Source organism: Chryseobacterium aahli (assembly GCF_022699665.1).
Taxonomy (GTDB): Bacteria; Bacteroidota; Bacteroidia; order Flavobacteriales; family Weeksellaceae; genus Chryseobacterium; species Chryseobacterium aahli.
Genome location: NZ_JALDNB010000012.1, coordinates 74,105 through 89,933 on the forward strand (window position 1 = coordinate 74,105; position 15,829 = coordinate 89,933).

Sequence of the window (15,829 nt, forward strand, 5' to 3'; positions counted from 1 at the left end):
CTTTGCTCCTTAAAATAGTAAGTTTTTTTTAAAAAAACTTTGCGTTATATTTCATTATTACTCATTGCCAATTATTTATTACCCATATTCTTCAGCCAGTCTGCACAGATTTTTTTCCAGTTATCTGTCAATTCAGTTTTATTTGAAATTCCGATATTGTGTTCACCTTCCGGGAAAATGAACATTGCTCCTTTCACTTTATTTTTAATCATCGCTTCGTAATATAAAATGCTATTGATCACAGGAACTGCAGGATCATTTTGAGCATGAAATAAAATGGTTGGCGGTGTTTTCTCTGTCACGCGATTCTGCATAGAATATTCTTTGATTTTTTCTGGGGAAGCATTTTCTCCTAATAGATTTACTCGGCTTCCTTTATGAGCAAATTCTCCCAGATCAATCACGGGAGAAACCAAAATGGCAAAATTCGGAACTGTTGAAACATCTGCCCAATCGCCTTTCAATTCAGTATAATCGGTTGAAATATTACTTGTCATCGCCGCCAAATGTCCACCCGCTGAAGTTCCTGAAACTCCAATCTGATCAGGAGAGATTCCATATTGAGCCGCATTTTTTCTGATCAATTTTATTGCAGCCTGAATATCCTGCAACGAACCGATTTCTTTTTGTTTTAAATCAGGAGAAGTCGGAAGTCTGTAATTTAAAACAAAAGCTGAGATGCCTAAAGTATTAAGCCATTTTGCATAAGAATATCCGCCTAAATCATAGGTCAAATGTCTGTAACCACCGCCTGGAATGACGATGATAGCCATCTTTTTTCTCTCTTCTTTTGCAGGCAGAAAAGCGAACAGTTCAGCTTCCCGAATCTGCGTAATCCGTCCTTCTTTTTCTTCAACAGTGTTTAATTTTAAACCTTTGGAATTGGGCATTTCGCCTTTTGCCCAAACGGTTATTTTCTGTTGCGACGAAATTTGAATTCCAATAAATATGCTGAAAATTAAAATGAACTTTTTCATAGTTAAAAAATTAAGAGGCAGAATTTTATTACTCATTACCAATCATTTACTAATAGTTAAAAGCCAGTCTGCACATAGTTTTTTCCAGTTTTCGTTCAGAGGATCTTTATCGGTGACAAAAAACCGATGCCCGCCTTTAGGAAAAATAAACATCGCACCTTTCACCTTATTTTTCGTCATAGCCTTGAAATACAAAATGCTGTTCATTGGCGTAACGGCTGTATCGTCCTGATTGTGAAATAAAATCGTTGGTGGCGTTTTTTCGGTCACGAGATTTTGCATGGAATATTCCTTGATTTTTTCGGGAGAAGCGTTTTCTCCTAACAAACTGTCGCGACTCCCTTTGTGAGCATATTCGCCCAGATCAATGACCGGACAAAAGAGAATTGCAAAATCCGGAATCGTGGAAATGTTTTCCCAATCGCCTTTTAATTCTGTGTAATCTTTAGAAATATTGCTGGCCATTGTTGCCAAATGTCCGCCTGCTGACGTTCCGACAACGCCCACCTGATCGGGAGAAATCCCCCATTGAGCCGAGTTTTTTCTGATGTATTTGATAGCAGCCTGAATATCCTGCAAAGGCGCAATTTCTTTTTGAATTAAGTCTGGCGAAGTTGGCAATCTGTAATTTAAAACAAAAGCCGAAATTCCCAAAGTGTTCATCCATTTTGCGATTTGGAAAGCACCTTCATCGTACGTCAGTTTTGAATAACCACCGCCGGGAATGATGATGAACGATTTTTGATTTCTCTCTTTCACGGGAGGTAGAAATGCGAAAAGTTCAGGCTCTTTTAGTTCTGCCAGTTCTTTTTTCTTTTTGGTCTTTGAAGCCAAAATTTTCGAGTTGGGCATTTCTCCTTTTGGCCAAAGAATGATTTTTTCCTGAGCTGAAAATTGAATGAAAAAGAAAATTGTAAAAATAAAAATTACTTTTTTCATAAGCTTAAATTATGAACCCCAAAAGATTTTAAAACCATAAAGGTTTGATTTTGTAAAGTTTAATCTTTCAGAAAATCTTCTCTAAACGGTGTGAATGCATCGATCAGTTTTCCTTCCTCCAGACATTTTACGCCATGGAAAATATTTGGTTGGGCAAAAAATCCGTCACCTTTCTGCAGAATTTTGGTTTCTCCGTCAACGGTTACTTCAAATTTTCCTTCGGCAACATAAGTGATTTGAGAATGAAAATGCTGGTGTAAAGCTCCAATCGCATCTTTTTTAAATTTGACGATGACCATCATGACCTGAGAGTTGTATCCTACAAACTGTCTGGAAACACCATCTCCTAAATCTTCCCATTCGGAATTGCCATCGAAAAAAGGTTCTTTTTTGAAATTCATATTTTTTATTTTTACTGTATTCTTTTGTCTTGAAACAAAAGAATCAAAAATTCAAGACTTGGAAAATTCCACTAAAAATTTAAATTAAATCCTAAAATTCCCAAACTCGTGCGGATTGAAAATGGTTTGTCTTAAGATAATCTTTGCCGCACTCAAACAGTGGGAATTTTTTAACGGATTAAATTTAAATTTTCTTAACGCTCCATTTTCCTATGTCATTTAAATTATTGAGTTATTTAATATATTTTTCCAGACCGGTTTTTAAATCTTTCAAAGATCTTACGGCAAGTTTGGCTACGGTTTCTGCGCCCAACCTTGACAAATGCGTATCATCCGCTTTGTCTTTTTCATAATACGGATTTTCTCCTGCCTTGAAATGTAAGTGCAGCAATTTTGATTTTTCCGGACCTGCTGAAATTTCCATTTGTTCGGTTAGCAATTGCATGTCTACAAATGCAACTTTCATGTCATCTGCAACCATTCTCACCACCAACGGATAATCGGTGTGAGTATCAATTAAAACTCCATTTTCGTTGAAGTTTCTTCTTGTAATAGAAGTCATTAAAATCGGTGTTGCACCTTTAGCTCGTGTCTCATTCACATATCTTTCCAAATTGGCTCTATATTGTGTATGTGGATTCGTAAATTTTGTTGAATCTTTCAATTTCTGATCATTATGACCGAATTGAATGATTACGAAATCACCTTTTTTTAATTGTTTTTCAACCTTATCCCAACGGCCTTCTGTTCTGAAACTTTTTGAGCTTCGTCCGTTCGTGGCGTGGTTTTGAATTTCAATTCCGTTGGTCATGAATTGTCCTAAGACTTGTCCCCAACCATGTTCCGGGTTTTTATCGGGATTGTCTTTATTGGACATTGTGGAGTCACCGATCAGAAATAAGGTCGGTTTTTTCTGCGCCAAAATTAAAGTGGAAACAGCAAGGCTAAATATTAAAAGTATTTTTTTCATTTTTTAAATTGATTTGTTTGGAGATGCTTCGACAAGCTCAGCATGACATTTCTAATACTAGCTTTTTTGAAACAACATTTTGTTTAATTTATTTTGTAGTGAATATTAATAATTATTACCTGTATTCGGATTCCAATCTCCGAAAATATTTTTTAGGGTGTATTTTTTCGCTTCTTTTTTTCTTAACTGATGCGACCATAGTACACGGTTTTCGATTTTTCCGCCTTCTCCTTTGCTGTTGTATTCTGCATAGTAAGCAGTTTTATCTTTATCGGGAAACATTTTGTCACCTTTCCACGGATTCCAGCCTTCAGGAAGAATGTGACTTCCCATTTCGGTATTGATGAAAACTGTTCTTGCATATGGTCTCCAAGGTCTTCCCAGAAAAACTTTTGTGATGCCTTCTTTTGCAATCAGTTTACAGTCGAAAAATACATAACCAAAACTTTTTGACTGATCGGTAGATGCCGCAGTGATATAAGAATTGGCTAAACTTTTAATAGTACAGTTTTTAAAAACTACCGTAGCCGAACCAAATAGAAAATCGGTTGTTCCTTCAACGTAACAGTTTTCATAGTATTGTCTGCTGTGATTTCCTCCGGTGTAAACGGTATCTTGGCAACCTAAAATTTTAGAATTTTTAATTGTAAATCGATCACCTTCCACGTGAAGGGCAACTGCCTGACCTTCATTACAAGAACTATTTTGAATCGTCAAATCAGAAATTTTAATATCATCCGCCATTATCAAAAGCGTGTAAGAATTGAAAGTCGTCATTTTCTCATTCAACGCATCCATTTTTCCGGAAAAATCATTGTTGGTGATGATTGTATTTTCTTTGCTTTCGCCCTGTAAAGTGATGTGATGCTTCGACGAAGGAATGACGATTTTTTCATGATAGGTTCCAGCTTTAATTTTAACTAAAGCTTCGCCCGGACCCAAGTCTCTGATCGAAGTAATTGCTTTCTGAATCGAGGTAAATTGTCCGCTTCCGTCCTGTGCAACAGTGATGGTTAAATATGGATTTTTTTGCGCTAATAATAATTGAACACATAAAACCAATAAGGTGAAAAGAAACTTCTTCATAAAATTTATTTTAAAGTTTTATCTAAAAAGTTAACCGTCAAATCTAAAGTTTCGCTAAACCAGGGTTCTGCAGACCAAAATGAATGCGGAGTATCTTTAATTTCATGATATTCAGTAAAGATATTATGACTTTTTAAAATCTTCATCATATCATCTCTTCCTGCATGAAAACGTGGTTGTGAAGAGTTGATGAATAGAGTAGGCGGTGTGTTTTTGCAAACATATTCCAAAGGTGAAGCTTCTGTCCAGTTTTTAAGATTTATATTTCTGTCTCCACCCAACCAGAAAGCTGCGTAAGTACTTTCTTCAGCTTCGGGATGAATGAACGAAACAATACCATCGATGTTGACAATTGCCTTAATTTTATTCTTGTTTTGAACTCCTACCAAAGTTGCGATTTGTGCTCCTGCAGATTCTCCTAAAACTGCTATTTTCTTAGAGTGTAAAGAATATTTTTTCTTGTTCTTCTTTAAAAATTTGATGGCACTTTCTACGTCATCAATTGCTGCGGGATATTTTGCAACTTCACTCAATCTATAACCGACAGCAATGGCAACATAACCTTTTGCTGCCAATTCCTGAGCCATGTATTTTTCGTTTTCTTTACTTCCCGAAATCCAGCCGCCACCATGTACCAAAGCAACTCCCGGATATTTTTTTGATTGATCGAGAGGGTAGTAGATGTCAGCTTTAAGAGAAAGTCCGTTGATGTTGGCGTATTCTACATCTTTATCGATTGCGATATTTGAAGGAAGAGGTCTGTTCAGCGGAGTGATAAACGGATGTTTCTTTTTCAGTTTTTCATATGTTGCTTCGTTGGTGTAAGGAGTAGCATTCGGCTTTGTCTGACCGAATGCTTTTGCTCCTACAAAAAAAACAAAAAGAAAATATGGTTTGTGAAAACTCATTTTTTAATTTTTAGTAAACGCTTTGTTTAATAATTTTAAACGCAAAGTGCGCAAAGTTTTTTTGACAATCATTATGCTTTTAAGTTCGCAAAGGCGTTTGACTTCGTCGAATCTTCGATTTCACTTAGCGAAGCCCACAAGTTAAAATTCATTATAAAAAATGAATCTCAAAACTTACTTCACTGCATTCTTTGCAATCTCTTTTGAGATGCTTAATTGCTCACCTTTTACGTCTTTCGGAAGTTTTACAGACGCGGTTTTTGCTCCTAAAACTTTAATGGTTGGTTTTTGAGTAGATTCAAGCTGTAAACCTGCTAAATCAATGTTTTTACTGTTGTAAATCGTAGCTCCCGTTCCTTCAGAATATTTCAGTTTTACATTCTTTAACTGAATTCCGTCTGCGTCTACGATGCTTAGACCTTTTTTAGTTTCGAACTGAGAATCTTCAATCACGATATTTTTAAGATTCATTTCTGCCAAACCGAATAAAGTAATCGCTTCGTCAGAATTGGTTGCAGTGATATTTTTAAAGTAAATATTTCTGAAAACAGGAGTTTCTTCAGTCACAGGATACGTTTTTTCCGGAGCTTTGTTTCCTTCCGCTTTTTGTCCGTCTTCCAAGACTGGCGAAGCACCTTCGTAGAACATATTGAAACCAATGGTCTGCGTCGGAATGTTGATCATATCGATATTTTTGATATAAATATTTTCAACGACACCACCTCTTCCACGGGTTGTTTTGAAACGAAGACCAATGTCTGTTCCGATGAATGTACAGTCTGAAACATGCATATTTCTTGCACCTCCTGACATTTCACTTCCAATCACAAAACCTCCGTGACCGTGATAAACCATGTTGTTTTTGATGATCACATTTTCAGTCGGCATACCTCTTTTTCTACCGTCTTCATTTTTCCCTGATTTAATGCAGATAGCATCGTCACCCACGTCGAAAGTGTTGTCGTATATCAAAACATTTTTACAAGATTCCAAGTCTACACCGTCACCGTTTTGAGAATACCAAGGGTTTCTAACTGTAAGATTTCTTAAAATTAAATTGGAAGTCATTAATGGATGAAGATTCCAAGCAGGAGAATTCTGGAAAGTCGGGCCATCCAAAAGAACCTGGTCGCAACCAACGATGCTTACCATTACCGGACGAAGGAAATCTTTTACAGATTCCAGTTCAGATTTGTTGATTTTATCAGGAACGTTAAAGCTTGAACTGCTTTCAAATCCTTTTTTGTAGCTTTCTGATGGGTACCATGTTTTTCCGTCTTTAGAAACAATTCCACCTGATGCAACGAATTTTTTCCATTCAGTTTCAGATAATTTTCCTTTTTTCACGGCTCTCCATGCATCACCGCTTCCGTCGATTACTCCTTTTCCTGTGATGGCGATGTTTTTAGCATTTCTTGCAGAGATCGGAGACTGACAGCGGATTGTATTTAAACCTTCAAAACTCACGTCTACCAAAGGATAATCGCTTTTGTCTGTACTGAAAATAATCATCGCACCGTCTTCCACATGAAGATTGATGTTGCTTTGCAAAACGATAGGGCCTGTCAACCAAAGACCTCTTGGAACGACTAGTTTACCACCACCTTTTTTTACCAAAGCGTCGATTGCTTTTTTGAAAGCTTCCGTATTTTTTACACTTCCACCTGCAACACCTCCAAAATCCTTGATCGATACGGTATTTGCTGCGAAAGAAGTTTCTACCACTTTAGGCATTTTAAACTCAATTCCTTTGTAAATATCTGTATTTTGAGCGTAGAATTGTCCCGAAAACATCATTGCCGCGACAAGACCTATTATTTTGAATGACTTCTTCATATCGTTATATCTTTTTATTTTTCTGTTGATTTTTTTCATTCTCCCAAAGATTTTCGCAGATGAATGCACATAATTTGAAAATTAACCTTCAATAAAATCTGTGAAAATCCGTGAAGTCTGTGGGAAATATCTAATTTTTTGTTATTCTGAAATATTCAAAATCTGCATAGCCACCGCGGTTTGCTTTCTGAGTGCTCACAGAATATAATCCTACTTTAGCACCAATCCATTTTCCAGGTTTTGCCTGAAATGGCTCGCCTGCTTTGATGAAATTTTTACCGTTCTCGCTGTAGCTGAACGTGCAAATTCCGTTGGGCTCGTTAACGTCTACCTTAAAATAAGCTTCATTACCTTTTAATTTAGCTTCAAATAACATTTTTTCAACGCCGCCTTTATCTGCTTTTTCGGCCTTTCTTAACTGAACGTAATATCCATCTGGTTTGTTGGTGATAACGATCGAAGCGTGATCTAATCCCATTACCAAAAGTCCTGCGGTTTTACCTTCTTTAGCGTCTTCGGGAGTCAATTTAACTTTCGTTGAAGCCACAAAATTCGGAGCCGGAAATTTTTGAGTTAGAAGATTCGGAACATTCCAAAGGTTCAGTTCACCTTCAGGATTTTTCATTGAGAATAATCTTAAAAATTTCTGTCCCGGAAGTTTGGATGACCAAACAATATTTTCATTGGCACTCCATTGCCATTGTAACCCTAATTTTTCACCATCAAACTCATCAGTCTCCGCTGGAGTTACAATCGGATAAGTTTTCCCAACGTTTGGTTTTTTATAAGTTAAGACCGGTTCGCCGATTCCGTTTTTATCGTTGTCGATTCCCATGAGAGGCCAGTCTTTTTCCCACTTCATTGGTTGAAGATGTACGATTCTTCCGCCAGCATCCACATCCTGAAAATGATAGAACCAATCTTCCCCAGAAGAGGTATCAACCCAAGCTCCTTGATGAGGACCGTTGATCTTTGTTTTTCCCTGCTCGAGAACAATTTTCTCTTCGTAAGGACCGTAAATATTTTTTGATCTTAAAACCAATTGCCAACCTGTAGCTACACCTCCAGCCGGAGCGAAAATATAGTAGTAGCCATTTCTTTTGTACATCTTTGGACCTTCAACCGTAGGATGCGCATCGTGACCGTCAAAAATATGAACGCCTTTATCTAAAACTTTCGTTCCTTCAGGATTCATTTTATTTAAAGACAAAATACTTTTCACTCCTGCACGACTTCCTGCCCAACCGTGAACTAAATAGGCCTGTCCGTCTTCATCCCAAAAAGGACAAGAATCAATTAACCCTTTTCCTTCCATCACCAAAATAGGTTCATCCCATTTTCCAAGTGGATCTTTGGTTTTCACCATGTAAATTCCGTAATCGGGGTCGCCCCAATAAATGTAAAATTCACCTTTGTGAAAACGGATACTCGGCGCCCAAACAGCATCACCTCTTCTCGGAACCGAGAAATGTTCTTTAGGCAAAACATCCTGAATAGCATAGTTGACTAATTTCCAGTTGACCATATCTTTTGAATGTAAGATTGGCAATCCTGGAGCTTCATTGAAACTTGAAGCGGTCATATAATAATCATCACTAACTCTGGTAACGTCTGGATCTGAATAATCTGCGTACAAGATCGGGTTTTTGTAGTTTTTTCCCTGATCGGCAGTCCAGACTTCTGAAACGTATGGTTTTTCCTGTGCGTTCAAATAATTTGCTGCAATGGAAAATGCGGTGATTGAAAGTATATTTAAAAATTTGTTTTTCATAAAATCAGATTTTTGATCTGGTTTGTGTAATGTTAGAATGAAATTTTTTTTTCACCATTAAGGATTTAAGAAATATTAATTGCTTAAATTAAGAATCAATAAATTGATTTTCATTAAGTATTATGCTTAAAGCAACTCGCTTAATAAAATCTAGATTTTAACCTTAATGAATCTTAATTTCTTAACCCTCCTTAATGGTTTAAGCATTATTTTTCAAATTCCAAACTTGCCAAAATAAATGGTCCTGTTCCTTTTCCGTCATTTGAACGGATTTCTTCATTTACATAATATTCGTAAGAACCATCTCTGTAAGGTTTTCCTCCTAATCCGGCAACGGCACAACATTTATTTAAATTTACAACTCCGTTTTCATCCACTGTAATTAAATTTTTGATGATTCCGTCGTACCCTTTTTTAGCGGCAGCTTTGTATGATTTTGGTAGGTAACCTTTGTTCACAGATTTGATCATCGTGTAAACAAACATGGCTGAAGCAGTTGCTTCTTCGTAATTACCATTCGCTAAAGGTTTATCTAAAACCTGATACCAAAGACCAGATTTTTTGTCCTGATATTTGATGACAGCGTCAGAATACGATTTGATATAAGAAATAATTCTGGCTCTTCCCGGATGATTTTCAGGTAAATAATCTAAAACGTCAACCATTGCCATTCCGTACCAACCCATCGCTCTTCCCCAGAAATTTGGAGAAAGTCCGGTTTGTTTGTCTGCCCAGGCCTGTTCTTTGTTCTCATCCCAAGCGTGATAAAGCAATCCTGTCTTTTTGTCTAAAAGATTTTTCTGAACTGAGTCAAATTGCATCACAATATCATCATACGCTTTCGTTGCATCTGCACCTTTAGTGAAGTCTTTCGTATAATGCGTGTAGAAAGGCATTCCCATGTATAAACCATCTAACCAAACCTGATTTGGATATATTTTTTTATGCCAGAAAGAACCCTCATTGGTTCTTGGCTGTCCGTCGATTTGCAAACGTAGTGTCTGAAGTGCCTTTAGATATTTGTCTTTTTTCTCTTTTTCATAAAGATAAAGCAATACGTTTCCGCTGTTCAGCATGTCGATATTGTACTTATCAAGGTCGTAGGTAAGAATAGTTCCGTCTTCTTTGATCAGTTTTTCTCCGAAACCGCTGATGTAATCATAATATTCTTTTTTACCTGTTTTAAGATAAAGTTGCTCAGCACCATCCAGAACAATTGCCGATGGATAAGTCCATTTCGGGCTTTTGCTGAAATCAAGCATCCAGGCTTCTGGGAATCTCTGCATTTCGGAAAGCATCATTCTTTCTGACCATTTCAGATTGGTAGGAACTACTTTTCCGGATTTTGCAGTTTGTGTTGTAGCTTTTGCAGCCGTTGCAGTTTTTGTCTGCGCACAAGCCAGAAACATTCCCGAGCCTAAAACAGCAATAGCGTATATTTTTAATTTTTGATTAATAAAACTCATTGTCATTCAATTTTAAAGTTGATTGTTATTATCTAAAATTTCTAATTTTTTATCTAAATCTTTGTAAAATTCTGTTTCGGTTTTAATTCCGTTGGGTTCCTGAGACCATGCTCCCATAAAGTAATACGAAACATTTTTTGTCTTTTTGAAAACCACCACGTGAGTCGATTTGGTTTTTACAATTTTACCTAAATTGCCGATAGGGTAGAAGATGACCATTCCCAAATTATCTTCTTTTTTAGCCAAAGTCTGCGTTCCGTATGTTGCAATGTAGCCCCATTTTTTGTTTTTACTGACCGCCTCTTTCATGGGAATATCTTTGAATGCAACAATTCCGGTACATAATCCTGAAAGTGTTTCATTTAAATTTAAATCAACCTTCACAAAACGGTCTCTGTTGAAAATCGTCAGTTTAGACTGAAGGTCAACTGCTTTTCCCCAGGTTTTCCAGCCTTTGTAATCGATGGTTGCGAAAGATTTATCGCTTTCGTTAAAAACTTTTGCAGTGGTGCTTTTTACAGTTTTAAAGGTTTCGACAAAATCATTCTGATCATCATATCTTCCGTAAGAACCGACACCTATGGTACGGCCTGATTTCAAAATATCCTGTCCCCAAGGTGAATCATGATGATAAGTTTCAAATCCGTCCTGACCTACTTCCGGCAATACTAAAGTATTCACTTTTTTACCGAAAATGTCTGTTGCATTTCTCCGGTCTAAATATAATCTGTAACCGATTTGATTGTTTTCCAAACCGATTCCTTCGTATCGGATATAGTAAGAATGGTCGGTGTGTTCCGGTGGAAGTTGTAATTCATTGATGTTTTTGAAAGTTCCGCCGATGTATTCGTTGCCCTGCCATTTTCCGCCGTCTTTTATGGATAATTCAGCGTAGGAAAATGGAGCTTTCGGGTTTTTACGGATTTTCTCGATCACATTTTTTTGTGCGAAAGATGAACCGCCAACGAAAACTGCTGTCGCTAGAAGTATCTTGAATATGTTTGATTTTATCTGTTCTGACATTATTTTTAATTTAGATAACCGATGAGCCTGAAAGTTCAGGGACTATCGTTGATTTTCGGTTATTTCTTTAACAAGGCTATTCATGTAGACCTCAATATTATCATAGTTTTTATCTAAATCTTTTCCGTTGGCATTGGCTGCTTTCGGGTCAAGATTATTTTTGATTTCCCAGTCATCGGACATTCCATCGTTGTCTGAGTCTAGCAATGATGTGCTTGGTTTCAAATTTGGAAATCCTCCTACGTCTTCCTGAGAATCGATGATTCCATTGTCACTTCCGAGCGAGCCTTTATGAGAAAACGTTCCGTTTGTTACATGTTCCAAAATGCGTAAATCTACAGCATCTCTCACTAAACTGGCCCCTCCGATTTTTAATATTTTTTCATACGCCTCTTTTGGTGAATCAGTTTTTACATTATTCTGAATATCGTGTGGCTGATTCATTTTAATTGAGTTTTTATCAGCATCTGTTAACTTGTAAGTAGGTTTCATTTGATTGAAAACACCCAAATTCCAGTTGTCTGCGGTAACTTCCGGGCTTCCTTCCACCACATTTCCGTTGATGTAGTATTTGCCCCAAATGTTGTAAACCTCAGTTCCCTCTTTTTCATTTTTATCAATTGCTACAATTCTTTTATTCGTCATTGTCGCAGGACCCGGTTTGTAGTAATTGTTGACCATATTCACATTCATTCCTTCACCTCCGTAGACATTATTGTGACCCCAATTGTAGATTACATTGTTTCTGAAGTCAGTCAGATCGGTCAAAGCAAATTTGCTTCCTGCATACTCTCCCAATCTCGGATTTCTGCTGTCGTGATTAGCATATATATTATGATGAAAGGATGCGGATTTTCCTCCAGCAATTCCGCCATAACCATGAGCACCTTTTTGATGAGCAGAGTTTCTCAAACTTTCTGTAATCACGCACCATTGAAGCGTCGTATTTTCATTTACATAAATAGAAACCGTCTCATCGGTTGACCAGCTCATCGAACAATGATCGACAATCAGATTTTTGATAAATCTTGCGCCTAAAGCATCACCCTCATACTTTTTTTTATCACCCATTCTGAAACGCATATAACGAATGATGACATTGTCAGCCGCAACAAAAGTTTCGTAGTTGGCAACGGTAATTCCGTCTCCGGGAGCAGTTTGTCCGGCAATGGTGACATCGCCTTCTTTTATTCTTAATGGAGATTCAAGAAAAATAGTTCCGGCTGTTTTAAAAACAATATATCTCGGACCTTTTTGTTCTAAAGCGTATCTTAAAGTTCCTTCTGAACCGTCATCTGTCAATTTAGTTACGAATAAAACTTTTCCGCCACGTCCGCCAGTGGTGAATCTTCCAAAACCTTCAGCACCGGGAAAACTGATCAGCTTTCCTGAAATCATTGTTTCAGAATCGGCTGAGGTTTTTATCTGGCTTTTGCAGCTTTGTAAAGATAAAAGTCCCAAAAGGAAGAGTGAAGAAAAATGAATTTTCATATTGATGAATTTGGAATGATTTATTGATTGGCTTTTTTGAAATTCCAGTCGTCTTTTCCTGAAAGAATATTTTTTGCAGTATATTTTTTACTTTGCACTTTCGTCAATTGATGCGACCATGGAACTCTTTTTTCAACAGCTGCTCCAATACCTTTAGAATTGTATTCTCCGTAAAAAGTTGTCTTCTCAGCATCGACTTTCCCCCAATTGTGCCAACCTTCAGCTATAATTATGGAATCGATTGCACAGTTGATGTAAACAGTCTTTGCAAAAGGTCTCCAAGGTCTTCCCAAATATACAGAATTTGCATCGGCATCTCCTGTTAAATTACAGTTAATAAATACATATCCGAACTCATTTCCTTCAATTGTAGAAGCAGCGGTAACGTAAGATGCATTTTTTTTGGAGTAAATCGTACAGTTTTCAAAGACCGCAGTTCCGGCTCCGAAAATATAGTCGGTAGTTCCTTCGATGTAACAGTTTTTAAAATAATTTCTGGAAACTTTAGATTTATCCGGATTATCCTGTGCTCCTTTGGTATAAAGTGTATCCTGAAATCCTAAGAATTTACAGTTTTCAAAAATAATTCTGTCTCCTGTTGTTAAAACGGCAACGGCTTGCCCGACTGGTCCTGCATCGTTTTGAAAAGTAATATTTTTAGCTGAAAAATCATCAGAGAAAATAAAAATACTTGATGAACCTGTCGTTCCAATGTTTTTACCTTCCGCATTCTGCTTTGAAGCGTGATCGCCGTACACCAAAATGGTGTTTTCTGCATTTTCTCCGATTAAACTAATTGGACTTTTTGCAGCATCTACTATGATTTTTTCTCTGTAAGTCCCAGGTTTTACAATGATTTTTGTTCTTTCCTTTTTTCCTTCTTCAACAGAATTGATGGCCTCTTGAATCGTAGTGAAATTTCCTTTTCCGTCTTTCGAAACAATGATGGTTTTACCCTCATTCATCTTGAAAGAAAGAAGACTGATAACAACTACTGAAAGTATGGATAAGAATTTTAGTTTTTTGTAAAAATTTGAAATCTTCATAGATTTTAATTTTCATTGGAAAAATACAGACTTTCCTCCGGTGAAGGAGTAAGTCTGTATTGAAATTAATATGAATGTATCTTGATTCTAGTAACCGTAATCTTGGGTAAGATTGTAGTTATTTTGAATATATTCGAAATAAATAGGCAATAATTCTCTCTTATTGGCTTCAAAATATTGTGCGTATCCTGCAGATGGATCATTTACATACGTTGCAGAAATTCCTGATCTCCAGGCAATTGATTTGTAACCTGAAGGAGTCGTTGCAGACTGATTAGGAAGATAAAATACCTGGCTTTTGTCTGTTCCTGTAGTGTAAACGTCGATTGCAGCGATGTTTTGTTGAGCTGTTTTAGTTGGATCGTAAACAGAAGATTTATAGTAAATATTTAAAGGGACATTGGCATAAGCTCCTGTTCCGTTGATAAAATCTGTCAGTTTTTGTTTAGTTTCAATAATTTTTGAAGCTAATAAATTCCAACGAATCAAATCATATTTTCTAATTCCTTCAGAACCTAATTCCAACAATCTTTCTTTTACAATGGCGTTGAAGAAACCAACTTTATCAGAAGGAATAGTTCCTACTTGTCCAAGATTTCCTGTATAAGCTCTGTTTCTTACCGCTAATAAAGCATTTTTTGCTTCTTGTGATGGTGCTCCGTGAATTTCATTATCCGCTTCTGCAAACATCAACATTACATCTGAAAGACGAAGTAGAGGCCAGTCAACCGCAAGTGTTTGAGAGGGTCCTGTGATACTTGTCCAAGATTTTCTGTATTTAGAATCTGTCCATGCGTTTGAAGCAGCTAAATCAGCCTGATTCGTTGCATTAATGGTGAAAATTCCTACATTCATATCTCTTCTCAAGTCATATTTTGTAAACTCATAGAAGTAAGTTGGTAATGCATTGATACCGCCGCCTCCTTTCCATACAGAGTTGTCATGGTGCTTCAGACCGTTGTAATATCCGATTTTAGAGTCTGTTCTGGTACCACCACCAAAAGCTCCTACTGCGAAAATAACTTCATTGGTTGCATCCTGAGCATTGGTATGTAAAGCTCTGAATACATTTTCATAGCTTGGGTTCAAGCTGTGCTCACCAGAATGGTTCATAATGTCTTTACATTCGTCTAAAGCTATTTGGTAATATTTCTGAGGATTTGATCCCTGAGCCATGATTTGAGGATTTCTTCTTAAAGAATATCCTGCTCTTGCCAATGCAATTCTTGCTCTAAGACCTTTCACAAAACCTTTAGAAATTCTGTTGCTGGTAGTACTGCCTTCAGATCTCCAAGGAACTAAAGTTGCAGCTTTCTCCAAATCAATGATCATTTGATCATAAATAATATCTCTGTCTGTTTTTGGCTGGTTTTGCTCTGCCACATCAGAAGCTGGTACTAAATAAAAAGGTACATCTCCCCAGTTTCTGATAAGCTCATAGTAATATTGAGCTCTTAGGGTTAATGCTTCTCCTAAATATCTATCCATTAGTTTTTTATCTTCTGCAGATCCGCTTTGCATTACAGGAGATAAAGGAATGTTTTTAATGACAAGATTTGCACGCTCAATTCCTGTATATAATTTTGAAAAAGGACCGTTAAGTTCTGTGTTGGTAGTACAAGCACCAAAAGTTGCTACCCCTCTTCTGTCATTACAATTGTAGCTTCCTGATGTTCTGAAGTCGTCTCCGGATTGTGGTATAATCAAAGATAATCTCTGACCGTAACCGTCATCTCCTCCCAATTGCGCATAGACTCCCACTAAGGCTGAAAATGTATCTGCAGTACTGTCAAACTGCTGTGCTTCAGAAATACTTGAAAGGTTTTCCGGCTCAAGAAAATCGCTGCACGAATTAAGGAAAAGTGCACCTGCCAGAAAAGATAAAATAAATATTGATTTGCTTTTTTTCATGATA

13 protein-coding genes are annotated in these 15,829 nt (G+C 36.9%); all 13 read right to left on the bottom strand.

Going from position 1 to position 15,829, the window contains the following annotated elements:
• Positions 1–71 precede the first annotated feature (71 nt).
• Positions 72–977, bottom strand: coding sequence for an alpha/beta hydrolase (locus tag MQX03_RS17300; protein ID WP_242804519.1), 906 nt, complete (start codon positions 975–977; stop codon positions 72–74).
• A gap of 42 nt (positions 978–1,019) precedes the next feature.
• Positions 1,020–1,916: an alpha/beta hydrolase gene (locus MQX03_RS17305; RefSeq protein ID WP_242804520.1), complete on the bottom strand. Its 897-nt coding sequence runs from the start codon at positions 1,914–1,916 to the stop codon at positions 1,020–1,022.
• Positions 1,917–1,975: 59 nt separating this feature from the next.
• Complete coding sequence (locus MQX03_RS17310; RefSeq protein ID WP_242804521.1) at positions 1,976–2,317, bottom strand: cupin domain-containing protein; 342 nt, start codon at positions 2,315–2,317, stop codon at positions 1,976–1,978.
• A 232-nt stretch (positions 2,318–2,549) separates the two neighbouring features.
• A complete protein-coding gene (locus MQX03_RS17315) occupies positions 2,550–3,287 on the bottom strand; it encodes a rhamnogalacturonan acetylesterase (RefSeq protein WP_242804522.1) in 738 nt (245 codons plus the stop codon).
• 105 nt (positions 3,288–3,392) lie between these two features.
• The gene (locus tag MQX03_RS17320; protein ID WP_242804523.1) at positions 3,393–4,373 is read right to left on the bottom strand and encodes a pectinesterase family protein; all 981 of its coding nucleotides are present in this window, start codon (positions 4,371–4,373) and stop codon (positions 3,393–3,395) included.
• A gap of 5 nt (positions 4,374–4,378) precedes the next feature.
• Positions 4,379–5,281 carry an alpha/beta hydrolase gene (locus MQX03_RS17325; RefSeq protein ID WP_242804524.1) on the bottom strand — a complete coding sequence of 301 codons (903 nt, stop codon included), beginning with the start codon at positions 5,279–5,281 and terminating at the stop codon, positions 4,379–4,381.
• Between the two features lie 174 nt (positions 5,282–5,455).
• Entirely contained in the window at positions 5,456–7,156 is a 1,701-nt protein-coding gene (locus tag MQX03_RS17330) for a glycoside hydrolase family 28 protein (protein WP_242804525.1), read from the bottom strand.
• 91 nt (positions 7,157–7,247) lie between these two features.
• On the bottom strand, positions 7,248–8,888 hold the full coding sequence (locus MQX03_RS17335; protein WP_242804526.1) for a glycoside hydrolase family 43 protein: 1,641 nt from the start codon (positions 8,886–8,888) through the stop codon (positions 7,248–7,250).
• A 206-nt stretch (positions 8,889–9,094) separates the two neighbouring features.
• On the bottom strand, positions 9,095–10,354 hold the full coding sequence (locus tag MQX03_RS17340; RefSeq protein ID WP_242804527.1) for a glycoside hydrolase family 88/105 protein: 1,260 nt from the start codon (positions 10,352–10,354) through the stop codon (positions 9,095–9,097).
• 12 nt (positions 10,355–10,366) lie between these two features.
• On the bottom strand, positions 10,367–11,377 hold the full coding sequence (locus MQX03_RS17345; RefSeq protein ID WP_242804528.1) for a DUF4861 family protein: 1,011 nt from the start codon (positions 11,375–11,377) through the stop codon (positions 10,367–10,369).
• 42 nt (positions 11,378–11,419) lie between these two features.
• Positions 11,420–12,868: a pectate lyase family protein gene (locus MQX03_RS17350; protein WP_242804529.1), complete on the bottom strand. Its 1,449-nt coding sequence runs from the start codon at positions 12,866–12,868 to the stop codon at positions 11,420–11,422.
• A 20-nt stretch (positions 12,869–12,888) separates the two neighbouring features.
• Positions 12,889–13,914 carry a pectinesterase family protein gene (locus MQX03_RS17355; RefSeq protein WP_242804531.1) on the bottom strand — a complete coding sequence of 342 codons (1,026 nt, stop codon included), beginning with the start codon at positions 13,912–13,914 and terminating at the stop codon, positions 12,889–12,891.
• A gap of 87 nt (positions 13,915–14,001) precedes the next feature.
• On the bottom strand, positions 14,002–15,825 hold the full coding sequence (locus MQX03_RS17360) for a RagB/SusD family nutrient uptake outer membrane protein (protein ID WP_242804533.1): 1,824 nt from the start codon (positions 15,823–15,825) through the stop codon (positions 14,002–14,004).
• Positions 15,826–15,829 lie beyond the last annotated feature (4 nt).

What these genes read in the sequence shown, in the direction of transcription:
- MQX03_RS17325 (WP_242804524.1), bottom strand. Translation starts at nt 5,281, where the DNA reads ATGAGTTTTCACAAACCATATTTTCTTTTTGTTTTTTTTGTAGGAGCA.
- MQX03_RS17345 (WP_242804528.1), bottom strand. Translation starts at nt 11,377, where the DNA reads ATGTCAGAACAGATAAAATCAAACATATTCAAGATACTTCTAGCGACA.
- MQX03_RS17335 (WP_242804526.1), bottom strand. Translation starts at nt 8,888, where the DNA reads ATGAAAAACAAATTTTTAAATATACTTTCAATCACCGCATTTTCCATT.
- MQX03_RS17330 (WP_242804525.1), bottom strand. Translation starts at nt 7,156, where the DNA reads ATGAAAAAAATCAACAGAAAAATAAAAAGATATAACGATATGAAGAAG.
- MQX03_RS17300 (WP_242804519.1), bottom strand. Translation starts at nt 977, where the DNA reads ATGAAAAAGTTCATTTTAATTTTCAGCATATTTATTGGAATTCAAATT.
- MQX03_RS17355 (WP_242804531.1), bottom strand. Translation starts at nt 13,914, where the DNA reads ATGAAGATTTCAAATTTTTACAAAAAACTAAAATTCTTATCCATACTT.
- MQX03_RS17320 (WP_242804523.1), bottom strand. Translation starts at nt 4,373, where the DNA reads ATGAAGAAGTTTCTTTTCACCTTATTGGTTTTATGTGTTCAATTATTA.
- MQX03_RS17360 (WP_242804533.1), bottom strand. Translation starts at nt 15,825, where the DNA reads ATGAAAAAAAGCAAATCAATATTTATTTTATCTTTTCTGGCAGGTGCA.
- MQX03_RS17340 (WP_242804527.1), bottom strand. Translation starts at nt 10,354, where the DNA reads ATGAGTTTTATTAATCAAAAATTAAAAATATACGCTATTGCTGTTTTA.
- MQX03_RS17310 (WP_242804521.1), bottom strand. Translation starts at nt 2,317, where the DNA reads ATGAATTTCAAAAAAGAACCTTTTTTCGATGGCAATTCCGAATGGGAA.
- MQX03_RS17315 (WP_242804522.1), bottom strand. Translation starts at nt 3,287, where the DNA reads ATGAAAAAAATACTTTTAATATTTAGCCTTGCTGTTTCCACTTTAATT.
- MQX03_RS17350 (WP_242804529.1), bottom strand. Translation starts at nt 12,868, where the DNA reads ATGAAAATTCATTTTTCTTCACTCTTCCTTTTGGGACTTTTATCTTTA.
- MQX03_RS17305 (WP_242804520.1), bottom strand. Translation starts at nt 1,916, where the DNA reads ATGAAAAAAGTAATTTTTATTTTTACAATTTTCTTTTTCATTCAATTT.